Below are 11,411 nucleotides of genomic sequence, written 5' to 3'. Positions count from 1 at the left end.
AACGAATTAACAGAGCCAATAATCTTAAATCGACATTGACAACTGTACCTATACGCCGGGTAGCCATTGCCGGGTTGCTTGCCGGTAGTTGCCTGATCTATAGCATGCAACAACGGGATGGGGAGTTGCCCGCCGGTCGTGATTGGCCCAATTATGGTGGTAATAAAGCAGGCAATCGGTATTCGCCACTCACCCAGATCAACACCAAAAACGTTACCGACCTACAAGTTGCCTGGATGTACGATGCCTCCGAAAAACCAGACCCCAACAACCCTGGTCGGCGGAGAGACAGGGCCATTCAGTGTCAGCCCATTGTGGTCAATGGTGTTCTGTATGGAACCACGCCCGAGCTTAAATTATTTGCACTGAAAGCCGGAACGGGCGAGCAACTCTGGAAGTTTGAACCGGCTAAATCAGACCGGCTGAATTCAAACCGGGGCGTCGTTTACTGGGAGTCAGGCAACGACAAACGTATACTCTACACCGTTGGATCGAGCCTGTATGCAGTCAACGCTGAAAACGGGCAGGGCATTCCCAGCTTCGGCACGAATGGGAAATCAGATCTGCATGAAGGATTGCAAACCAACATGGATCATGATGTAAGTAAGCTTTCCGTAAATGCCACATCGCCCGGAATTGTTTATCGAAATACATTCATCATCGGTTCAAGTGTATCCGAATCCGGCGATGCGGCTCCCGGCCATGTGCGGGCTTTCGATGTATTGTCGGGTAAATTAAAATGGGTTTTCCATACCATTCCTCAGCCCGGAGAGCTTGGTTATGATACCTGGCCACCAGAGGCTTACAAGAAAATTGGCGCAACCAACAACTGGAGCGGTATGTCGCTTGATGAAAAGCGCGGAGTCGTTTATTTTGGCACAGGCTCGCCCGCTTCTGACTTTTATGGTGGTGAGCGCAAAGGTCAGAACCTGTTCGCCAACTGCATTATGGCGCTGGACGCAGAAACCGGCAAAATGAAGTGGTATTATCAAACCATTCACCACGATCTGTGGGATCGCGACCATCCCAGCCCACCAAACCTCATCACGCTGAAACGGAACGGAAAAAGCGTCGATGCCTTGGTACAGTCTACCAAAGATGGCCTGGTTTACGTACTGGATCGCGACAAAGGAACGTCGTTATTTCCGGTTGAAGAGCGTAAGGTTCCGGTCAATGGTTTACCGGGCGAACACCCCTGGCCCACCCAGAAATTCCCGCTCAAACCCCTCCCCTTGTCCCGACAGGTATATACTGAAGCCGACATTACAAACATTTCGCCGGAGGCACACACCTACGTAAAGGAGCGTTTTCTAAAAATTCGCACCGACAATAAGTTTGCCCCGCCGAGCACGAGTGGCACCTTGCTTTTTGGCTATAGCGGTGGTGCCGAATGGGGTGGCAACGCTATCGACCCCAGTGGTATTCTGTACCAAAATGTCAATGAAGAACCCTGGGAGCTGATCATGACCGAACGGGCAAGTCTGAGTAAGCAAAATATACCAATTACGGCTGGTAACGCGCTCTATACGGCCAATTGTGCCGCCTGCCACGGGCAGGATCGGCGCGGAAGCGGTCCCGAACTTCCTTCACTGATCGATATTGGCAAGAAACGCTCTTCGGACGAGATTAAAGCCATTTTGAAAACGGGGAGCGGTCGAATGCCATCCTTCCAGCACCTGTCTGAAAAAGACCGTGATGCGCTCGTCGGATTTCTGCTAAACACGGAGACGGTTACGGCAAAAGTGGCCAGCACGCCATCTGCCGCTCCCGCGGCAACCAATAAAAATGGCTTTCCCTACGTACCGGCCTATGTGAGCAAGGTCTGGCAGCGCTTTACCGATAAGGATGGGTATCCGGGTATTAAACCACCCTGGGGCACGCTGAACGCCATCGACTTAAACACTGGAAATTACCTCTGGCGGGTTCCGTTGGGCGAATACCCCGAACTGACGAAAAAAGGTGTTCCGATTACGGGAACAGATAGTTATGGCGGCCCACTGGCCACGGCGGGCGGACTCGTATTTATTGCGGGCACCAAAGACGAAAGAATCCGCGCTTTCGATAAAAAAACGGGTAAGGTTGTCTGGGAATATCAACTGCCAGCGGGTGGTTTTGCTACGCCGATCACCTACGAAGTCAATGGGAAACAGTATGTGGTTATTGCCGCTGGTGGTGGCAGAGGTCAGAAAGCAGGAGGAAATTATGTCGCATTTGCGCTTAAATAACGATAAAACAGTCATGATTTTGACAAGCAAAGAACGCCTTTTCACCCATTCGCTCCTTGGCTCGTTATTTATCCTGCTGGCAAGCTTAACCATCAGCATGAAACCTGCCCTGGAGGTGCCGGAAGCCGATATCACAAACGGCCTTGTTCGCGCGAAACTTTATTTGCCCGATGCGGAGAATGGGTATTACCGGGGTACTCGCTTCGACTGGTCGGGCGTTGTGGCCACCCTCGACTACAAGGGGCATACGTATCATGGCAAGTGGTTCGACAACTACAATCCAACAACGCACGACGCTATTATTGGCCCGGTCGAAGAGTTTGGCCCGTTAGGCTATACCGATGCAAAAGCGGGCGAAACATTCGTTAAAATCGGAATCGGCGGTCTCACCCGGCCCGACGAAAAGCCCTACAATTCCTTCAAAACATACGCAATTGCCAATCCGGGTAGCTGGTCGGTGAAAAAGAAAGAAGATCAGGTACAGTTTACGCATACCCTGACCGATAGCAACTATGGGTATACCTACCAGAAAACGCTGAAGCTGACCAAAGGCAAACCCGAGTTGGTGATAACGCATACGCTGAAAAACACAGGGACCCGCGCGATTGAGACAACGGCCTACGACCACAATTTTTTCGTGATCGATCAGCAACCTACCGGCCCGACGTATTCGGTTACGTTCCCGATTGCCAGTCTGTCGGCAGAAGGCGGAAAAGGAGTTGGTGAGGTCGTCAATCTTCAGGGCAATCAGCTTGTCTATCTGCGTGATTTAGGCAAACGCGAACAGGCTTACTTCCCCGATCTGGCGGCAGGCAAACCGGTCCGCTATGCCATCAATGTCGATAATACCAAAACAGGAGCCGGCGTGAAAGTGACCGGCGATCGGGATATTACCCGATTAGTCTTCTGGTCATCGTCAACCACTGTATGCCCGGAGCCTTATATCGATATTAAAGTAGAACCGGGCAAGTCATTTAGCTGGCAGATTGCCTATCAGTATTACACCAAATAAAACAGTAGTCAAACAACCTGAACAAACTTTTGCCTTTAAAATCACGAAAACCTGCTATGAAAAACCCAGACCTACAATCAGAATCCAGTCGCCGGAACGCCCTTAAAATGCTGGGACTCGGCTCAACTGCCGGAATCTTCGGCCTCTTCGATAGCCCTAAAGCCAGAGCTGAAAATCGTACGACTCCTGCCTACGCCAAAGGAATGGCTCCCGTTACCATCAAAAGCGTTCGGGCTATCACCACAGCACCCGGAGGTCCCAATCTGGTCATTGTCAAGGTAGAAACCTCCGAACCCGGCCTCTATGGGCTAGGATGCGCTACCTTCACCCAGCGGGCACTCGTCGTCGTGCCCGCGATCAACGTCTACCTCAATGAATTTTGCGTCGGCAAGGATGTCGATAACATTGAAGATATGTGGCAATCGGCCTATGTAAGTTCCTACTGGCGCAACGGGCCAGACCTTAACAATGCGCTCTCGGGCCTCGATCAAGCTTTGTGGGATATTAAAGGAAAACGAGCAAATATGCCCGTCTATCAGCTTCTGGGCGGCAAAGCCCGCTTTGCGGTGGATACATATACGCATGCCAGCGGGCCAACCCCCGAAGCGGTGGCCGATAAGGTGCAGCAATTCATGGAGATGGGTTTCCGGCACATCCGCATTCAGCAGGGCGGTTATGGTGGCGTTGGTGCAATGGCCGATATCAAACCAGATTTCAAAGCGGCTGGCTTTGCCCGCGAAACCGACGATTTCTCGGACCAGCGGACTTATTTGAAACGTGTTCCTAAAATGTTTGATATCGTGCGAAAACGATGCGGTGAAGACATCCAGCTCCTGCACGACATGCACGAACTGACCGAGCCCATCGATGCCATCAACATGATTAAAGGTCTGGAAGAATACCGGCCTTACTTTATCGAAGACCCATTTTCACCGGAAAACATGGGTTGGTTTAAGCAACTCCGCGCCACCACATCAGTACCGATTGCAATGGGTGAGTTATTCAACAATGTGAACGAGTTCAAAGAGCCAATGGCTAACCAGCTCTTCGACTTCATCCGCATTCATATTTCGCAGATTGGGGGCATCACACCGGCCATGAAGGTGGCTCGACTGGGCGAGTGGTTTAATGTTCGAACGGCCTGGCATGGCCCAGGAGACACCTCGCCCGTAGGTCATGCGGCCAACAACAGCATCGATATTGCTGTGTGGAATTTCGGAATCCAGGAGTCGCAGATGTTCAATGATAAGGTGAAGGAGGTTTTCCCCGGTTGTCCTACAATCAAAAATGGGTATTACCATGTCAGTGAGTCGCCGGGACTGGGCATCGACATCAACGAAAAGGAAGCGGCCAAATATCCGATCGGCACCAAATCGCGCTGGACGGTTCGCAAGAGTGATGGCACGATTTTGAAGCCGTAATCGATCGTATTGGATCTTTTTCCGGAATGCCTGCCGAAAGATCGAAACTTTCGGCAGGCACCTAACCGAATGAAAACACAGCCTTTCTTTATCCTGTTTCTTTTTTCACTAATTGCGATTGACGCTAGAAGTCAGCAAGTTAAAGTGAACAATAAAGAGAGTAGCAGTCTATTCACCAGCTACAAAGGCCTGGTTATGGCTGGCTATCAGGGTTGGTTTGCTGCGCAGGGAGACGAATCGAACCGAGGATGGCATCACTACCAGAAAAAGGGCAGGTTCGAACCGGGTTTTGCTTCCATCGACTTCTGGCCCGATGTGAAGGACTATCCAACAACCTATAAAACGGCATTTCAATACGCCAATGGCAGCCCCGCTTATGTGTATAGTCCCTACGACGAAACCAGCGTCGATCTACACTTCAGGTGGATGAAAGACTATGGTATAGACGGAGTGTTTATGCAGCGGTTTCTGTCCGAAATAAAAACCGAGAAAGGGAAACGTCATTTCAACAAAGTCCTGGCCAATGCGCTCAAAGCGGCAAAAAAGTACAAGCGCGCTGTGTGCATTATGTACGACCTAAGCGGCTCAACCTCTGCCGACATGGCTCTGTTAGTGAGTGACTGGAATGAGCTGCAGCAACGTTTCGCTCTGTTCGATACGAAAGAAAATCCGACCTACCTGCACCACAATGGGAAACCGCTTTTGGCCATCTGGGGTGTTGGTTTCAATGATAACCGCAACTACACCATTGCCGACATCCAAACCCTGGTTGATTCGATAAAAGGCCCTACGAAGAAAACCTCGATTCTGCTGGGCGTGCCGTATTACTGGCGGACAATGACAAAAGACACTGAACCATCTGAATCGCTCCACCCGCTCATCAAAAGCGCCGACATTATTATGCCCTGGGCCGTCGGTCGGTACAATGCCAGTACGTACGCAACTGTCGCCGTCAATACCCTGGCCGATGACATAGCCTGGTGCAAAACCCATTCGGTCGATTATGTACCGCTTGTTTTTCCGGGATTCAGTTGGGGAAATTTAAAAAATAATCCTGCGGTCTATAATCAGATTCCGCGACTAAAGGGCGATTTCCTGTGGCAACAAGTCGCTGGCGCAAAGCAGGCTGGCGCTCAAAGCCTTTACGTGGCCATGTTCGATGAGGTCGATGAGGGAACGGCTATTTTTAAAACAAAAAAAGAAGATGAACTACCTTTGAATGGCAATGGTAACTTTGTGGGCATTGAAGCTGATCTGGATGCGGATTATTATCTATGGCTCACAGGGCAGGCAGCCAATTGGTTTCATAAAAACAAAGGATACAATCAGCAAAAACCATTCAGAAAAAAGTAGCTCATGAAATTTACCCTGACCATTGCGATACTGTTATTGATGACCCTACGATGCAGTGCGCAATCGGGTCGGGCACCCGGATCAGGTGCCACGTATCGCAATCCGGTCATTGCCGGTGATTTTGCCGACCCATCGGTTATTCGCGTTGGCGATACCTATTACGCGGCTGGCACATCGTCGGAATGGGGACCGGCTTATCCGATTTACACCTCAAAGGATCTGGTCAACTGGGACTATGTAGGACCCGTTTTTAAAAACCTGCCCGATTGGACAATGGGTAGCTATTGGGCACCGGAGCTTTTTTATCGGAATGGTACATTTTATTGCTACTATACGGCCCGCCGTAAGTCAGACAAACGTTCGTATATTGGTGTGGCTTCTACCCGTGACCTTCGTAAGGGATTCACAGACCACGGATTACTGATCGAATGGACTACGGAAGCCATTGATGCATTCGTGCTCGAGGATGGCGGCAAATTGTACATAACCTGGAAAGCTTACGGTCTCGACAAAGGAAAAGACATCGAAATCCTCGGTGCCGAATTGGCTCCCGATGGGTATAAAGTAACCGGGAAAGCAGTTACACTCCTGAAGGCGGATCGAAATACCTGGGAAGCTGGCGGAGCCGAAGGGCAGGCAATCGTCAAACGAGGACGCTATTATTACATGACTTATTCGGGCAATGCGTGTTGTGGTGCGCAGTGCAATTATCAGGTGGGTCTGGCCCGCGCCGAACGACTTCTGGGCCCCTGGGAAAAATACACCGGCAATCCCGTATTGGTTAGTAACGATAGCTGGAAATGCCCTGGTCACGGAACGGTCGTAACGACACCAGACAATCGTTATTTCTATTTGCATCACGCCTACAATGGCGTCGATTTTACCTACACCGGGCGGCAGGGCGTACTAAGCGAGTTGGTTTGGGATGAAAAGACCCTTTGGCCTTCGTTTCTGAACGGAACCGCTACACCTACCGAAGCAAAATCACCGACGGCCCGTTTGCAGAAAATGAACACGGATCTGGTCATTGATTTTGGCAAAAATACGGCTGATGTTCCCTGGGTATGGGATGTAAGTCTTCCTAAACCCGTATTTACTATCGGGGATGGACAGTTACAATTGACCAATGCGACTCCCGGTAAATCGGGCAGTTTTCTGGGTCTGGTTATAAAAAAAGGGACATACACCTTCTCTGCCGACATCAATCCACAAGCCGATTTGGTTCAAAGCTTATGCCTGTATGGCGACGCCAGTAATGCGCTGGGTCTGGGGGTTCGCAAAGGCTCGCTCGAACTCTGGCAAATCAAGGAGGGGGTTCGTTCGGTATTGAAAACACAGCCAATTCCGGAGAACACGTCCCCTATTCGGCTACAGATCCGAAGCCATTCAGGATCGTCTTATGAATTCGGCTGGGCAACCAAAGGAGGCTCTATGAATCAGCTTCAGGTTGACAATCAGCCAAATGGCTCATTTTTACCCCGTTGGGACCGGGCACCACGCATAGGCATTAGTGTTTCGGGCGAACAGAAAGGCAGTAGCCGGATTCAGTCGCTGGCGATGCAATACAACTAAGCCGATAAGACTAACTAGACTTTACGGATTATCGCCAGGCACCTCACAACCGCACGGTTCGTAGTGAGTTTTACATCACTAGTAACCGTGGCACGACTTTTGGCGAAAGTCGTGTATACTTATAACCCAGCCTTGAAAATCGCAGGTAAAAACGATGGGGCTGAGGTTAAGCACGCTTATTTTCAGGATGCTGGGTCTATGGTGTTTATTTGCTAATTCATAGCTCACGTTAATAATAGTATTATTTTGCGTAATCTAACCCCATAAGAACCTTATCGTACTCAACTTCAATTCCCTATGGATGGTAGCATTGTCATAAGTATCGTAATTGCCTTTCTGGTTGTGCGGTGGTTTCGTCGATTTATGAATACAGCCACCTACCTTCCCCAGTGGGATAATGTGCTGAAGCAAAGCTGGCTGGTTTTTATTGTTTTTCTTGTCATCGGACAATTGTTTTCGATCAAGGATAGCCATTTAAGTGATTGGTATCTTTTTATCACGTTTAGCGGAATAGTTGTCGCTCTATTTTTGATGCGCTCCTATCGCCCGGCCCGAACGATATTATTGGCAGTCATCCCGTTTATGTTCTGCTTTTTAGTTTCCACACTGCTGGAAAGTATCGTACCCTCATTCGCCAAACAATACGGTGATTTGATTGATTCGTCGAAGATATTTGCCAGTATCTGGTTATTTACGTTCGTTATTATTGCCCGGAATCAGAAAAAGACACTAGAGGCCGATCGGTTAAAGCAGGAAGCAGAAGCCGAACGTACCCGGATGATCGAAGCGCAGAACGCTGACCTTGAACAACTTGTGCAGGCCCGTACGGCAGAACTGATGGGCCAAAAGGAAGAACTACAGCAAGCGCTTGTCCATTTACAGGCCGCACAGAATCAGCTCATTCAGTCCGAAAAAATGGCGTCACTGGGCGAGCTTACAGCCGGTATAGCTCACGAGATTCAGAACCCGCTGAACTTTGTCAACAACTTTGCCGAAGTATCCGTCGAATTGGTCGATGAGCTCAAGGAAGAATTGGCAAAACCCGAAATAGACAAAGATTACATTCTCGATTTAGCCGATAACCTGACCCTCAGTCAACAGAAAATCAATCATCATGGTCGCCGGGCCGATGCCATTGTGAAGGCCATGCTCCAACACTCGCGGAGTAGCACCGATGAACGTCAACTCATCGATATCAATGCGCTCTGTGATGAATTTCTGCGGTTGTCCTATCATGGATTACGTGCGAAGGACAAAGAGTTCAATGCCGAATTAGTTACTCAATTCGACCCTAAAGCCGATAAGATAATGGCTGCCGGGCAAGAAATGGGCCGGGTGTTGCTCAATCTGTTCAACAACGCCTTTTATTCTGTTTCGGAAAAGAAAAAACGAAAAATCGGGCCAGCCGATTATATGCCGCTGGTACAGGTTAGTACGAAACGCCTTTCTGATCAGATCGAGATTCGGGTCAGAGACAATGGGCTCGGTATTCCGCAGGAGGTTCTTGATAAAATCTATCAACCTTTTTTTACGACTAAACCAACCGGAGAAGGTACTGGATTGGGGTTATCCCTTTCGTATGACATCATTACCAAGGGACATAATGGCACACTTACCGTCAACACAAGTGAAAACGAGTTTGCCGAATTTGTGATTACTCTACCGGCATCTGACGGAATCAGCGTATCTTAGATCATAAAATCGCCTTACATGAAGATATTAGTGGTCGATGACGAAACGGATATTCAGCCACTGTTTGAGCAACGGTTCAGACGGGAAATCCGAAGCGGCACTATGACATTTACATTCGCCAACTCGGGCGAATCTGCCCTGGCTTATTTAGCACAGAAAGGAACCGAAGCGGTCCTGATCCTGTCCGATATCAATATGCCCGGCATGAGTGGTCTGGAACTGTTGCGCCGAATTCGGAAGAGTCCCGTCGTTCCATCACCCATCGTCATGATGATCACGGCCTACGGCGACCAACAGAACCATGATCAGGCCATACGCGATGGAGCCGATGATTTTTTAACCAAACCAATCGATTTTGCCGAGTTGAAAAATAAACTCAGCCAGTTGAATCCGTTATGAGTACAAAAATATTGGTGGTCGATGACGAGACTGACCTCGAATTGCTGATCAAACAGAAGTTCAGACGTAAAATTCGTGAGAATGCGTATGAATTTATCTTCGCCAGCAATGGTCAGGAAGCCCTAACTAAAATAGCAGAACACCCTGATGTAGAGATCGTTTTGAGCGATCTTAACATGCCTATTATGGATGGGCTTACGCTGCTGACAAAACTTCCGGCACTGAATGCGATTTTGAAGGCAGTTGTGGTATCGGCCTACGGTGATATGAATAACATCCGCACTGCCATGAACCGGGGGGCATTCGATTTTGTCATGAAACCGGTTGATTTTTCCGATCTGGAAATAACGATCGAAAAAACGATAACCTATGTCGCGCAGGTACGCGAAACGCTTCGTGCCATTCAGGAAAACAATATCCTGAAAATGTACGTAGACGAAACGGTGATCAACTTTATGGCCCGGCCCGAGTTCGAAAATAGCTTATTAGTGAGCGAAATCGTTGAGGCCACGGTCGTTTTTTTTGATATCTGTGGTTTCACTGCAATCTCCGAAAAGCTACCTCCCGATCAGGTAGTTAACTTACTGAATACGTATTTCGACCAGATCGTGAAAGGAGTCATCGCTCAGGGCGGCTACGTCGACAAGTTTATGGGTGATGCCGTAATGGCTGTTTTCCGGGGAACTCACCACCTCGACCGTGCCATTGATGCGGCTCTGGCTGTGCGGCAACAGATCCAGACCAATCAGGCTCAGCTATCTGAAGGAATTCAATTTCAGCCTAGTGTTTCTACGGGTATTAACACGGGAGAGATGGTTTCTGGCAATATTGGTTCGGCATCGCTCCGGCGGCTGGATTATACGGTTATCGGCGACACGGTCAATCTGGCACAGCGGCTTCAGTCAGTTGCCAAACCCAATCAGATTTTAATCAACGAGTCTACCTATCAGCTTATTAAGGAATCGTTTCAGTGCGAACGAGTTGGCGAAGTAAACCTGAAAAACAAAGCCAACCCCGTTACTATCTACGAAGTACTGGCTTAGTTAAAGGTTACACTTTGTATGAAGTTAACCCTAGCTTTGTGACCAACTACGGTATCGATCATTCAGGAAAACGGCTATTCTATGAACTACCAGGCTGCCGAACACTACATCCTGCATCAGTTGAAGACAAACCTGTCGCCAACACTCTATTATCATGGTGTTCATCACACACTGGACGTAGTTCAGGCGGCCCGTCGCCTGGCCGAAGCAGAAGGAATTGATGACGAAGAGTCCGTCGAGTTGCTGCATACAGCGGCCTGTTTTCACGATGCCGGTTTTCTAACTACTTATCAGGGTCATGAAGAAAAAGGAGGCCTGATTGCCAGGGAGGTTCTGCCGCGTTATAATTACCTGCCCCAGCAGATCGAGATTATTTATGGAATGATAATGGCCACCCGAATTCCACAAACACCTCTCACCCACCTAGAGCGAATTATATGCGATGCCGATCTCGATTATCTTGGTCGCGACGACTTCGAGCCCATTGCGGATTCGCTTTTTCAGGAACTCCAGGCCCGGAATCTGGTGGTCAGCAAGCCGGTCTGGAACCGCATACAGGTTCAGTTTCTGGAAAAACACCACTATTGGACAACGACTGCTATTGCCTGGCGTCAGACTACCAAGCAGCAATGGCTCGATAAATTGCGAGCGATTGTCGAAACAGAAGCGAACCTGGCCAATTAAGTGAACTTGT

Annotated in this window: 9 protein-coding genes; all 9 read left to right on the top strand. The window is 49.2% G+C overall.

Going from position 1 to position 11,411, the window contains the following annotated elements; all coding sequences use genetic code 11:
* Nucleotides 1–104 precede the first annotated feature (104 nt).
* The 9 genes from GJR95_RS30845 (at nucleotide 105) to GJR95_RS30805 (ending at nucleotide 11,401) form a co-directional block, all read left to right on the top strand.
* Complete coding sequence (locus GJR95_RS30845; RefSeq protein WP_449618983.1) at nucleotides 105–2,225, top strand: outer membrane protein assembly factor BamB family protein; 2,121 nt, start codon at nucleotides 105–107, stop codon at nucleotides 2,223–2,225.
* Between the two features lie 13 nt (nucleotides 2,226–2,238).
* On the top strand, nucleotides 2,239–3,237 hold the full coding sequence (locus tag GJR95_RS30840; protein WP_232540912.1) for a hypothetical protein: 999 nt from the start codon (nucleotides 2,239–2,241) through the stop codon (nucleotides 3,235–3,237).
* A 56-nt stretch (nucleotides 3,238–3,293) separates the two neighbouring features.
* Entirely contained in the window at nucleotides 3,294–4,658 is a 1,365-nt protein-coding gene (locus GJR95_RS30835) for an enolase C-terminal domain-like protein (RefSeq protein WP_198424756.1), read from the top strand.
* A gap of 69 nt (nucleotides 4,659–4,727) precedes the next feature.
* Nucleotides 4,728–6,011: a glycoside hydrolase family 71/99-like protein gene (locus tag GJR95_RS30830; RefSeq protein ID WP_162389520.1), complete on the top strand. Its 1,284-nt coding sequence runs from the start codon at nucleotides 4,728–4,730 to the stop codon at nucleotides 6,009–6,011.
* A gap of 3 nt (nucleotides 6,012–6,014) precedes the next feature.
* Nucleotides 6,015–7,583 (top strand): glycoside hydrolase family 43 protein, encoded by a 1,569-nt coding sequence (locus GJR95_RS30825; RefSeq protein ID WP_162389519.1) that lies wholly within the window; start codon nucleotides 6,015–6,017, stop codon nucleotides 7,581–7,583.
* A gap of 297 nt (nucleotides 7,584–7,880) precedes the next feature.
* Entirely contained in the window at nucleotides 7,881–9,275 is a 1,395-nt protein-coding gene (locus GJR95_RS30820; RefSeq protein ID WP_162389518.1) for an ATP-binding protein, read from the top strand.
* Nucleotides 9,276–9,293: 18 nt separating this feature from the next.
* Nucleotides 9,294–9,674, top strand: a complete 381-nt coding sequence (locus GJR95_RS30815; protein ID WP_162389517.1) for a response regulator — start codon at nucleotides 9,294–9,296, stop codon at nucleotides 9,672–9,674.
* Nucleotides 9,671–10,717, top strand: a complete 1,047-nt coding sequence (locus GJR95_RS30810) for an adenylate/guanylate cyclase domain-containing protein (RefSeq protein ID WP_162389516.1) — start codon at nucleotides 9,671–9,673, stop codon at nucleotides 10,715–10,717. Before GJR95_RS30815 ends, GJR95_RS30810 begins: the two co-directional genes overlap by 4 nt.
* Nucleotides 10,718–10,798: 81 nt before the next feature.
* Nucleotides 10,799–11,401: an HD domain-containing protein gene (locus GJR95_RS30805; protein ID WP_162389515.1), complete on the top strand. Its 603-nt coding sequence runs from the start codon at nucleotides 10,799–10,801 to the stop codon at nucleotides 11,399–11,401.
* The last annotated feature ends 10 nt before the right edge of the window (nucleotides 11,402–11,411 follow it).

Origin of the sequence: Spirosoma endbachense (assembly GCF_010233585.1) — a bacterium.
Taxonomy (GTDB): Bacteria; Bacteroidota; Bacteroidia; order Cytophagales; family Spirosomataceae; genus Spirosoma; species Spirosoma endbachense.
This window is presented reverse-complemented; position numbering and strand designations above follow the sequence as displayed.

Excerpts from the sequence above, each read along its gene's own strand:
- GJR95_RS30845 (WP_449618983.1), top strand. The coding sequence starts at position 105 with ATGCAACAACGGGATGGGGAGTTGCCCGCCGGTCGTGATTGGCCCAAT.
- GJR95_RS30840 (WP_232540912.1), top strand. The coding sequence starts at position 2,239 with ATGATTTTGACAAGCAAAGAACGCCTTTTCACCCATTCGCTCCTTGGC.
- GJR95_RS30835 (WP_198424756.1), top strand. The coding sequence starts at position 3,294 with ATGAAAAACCCAGACCTACAATCAGAATCCAGTCGCCGGAACGCCCTT.
- GJR95_RS30830 (WP_162389520.1), top strand. The coding sequence starts at position 4,728 with ATGAAAACACAGCCTTTCTTTATCCTGTTTCTTTTTTCACTAATTGCG.
- GJR95_RS30825 (WP_162389519.1), top strand. The coding sequence starts at position 6,015 with ATGAAATTTACCCTGACCATTGCGATACTGTTATTGATGACCCTACGA.
- GJR95_RS30820 (WP_162389518.1), top strand. The coding sequence starts at position 7,881 with ATGGATGGTAGCATTGTCATAAGTATCGTAATTGCCTTTCTGGTTGTG.
- GJR95_RS30815 (WP_162389517.1), top strand. The coding sequence starts at position 9,294 with ATGAAGATATTAGTGGTCGATGACGAAACGGATATTCAGCCACTGTTT.
- GJR95_RS30810 (WP_162389516.1), top strand. The coding sequence starts at position 9,671 with ATGAGTACAAAAATATTGGTGGTCGATGACGAGACTGACCTCGAATTG.
- GJR95_RS30805 (WP_162389515.1), top strand. The coding sequence starts at position 10,799 with ATGAACTACCAGGCTGCCGAACACTACATCCTGCATCAGTTGAAGACA.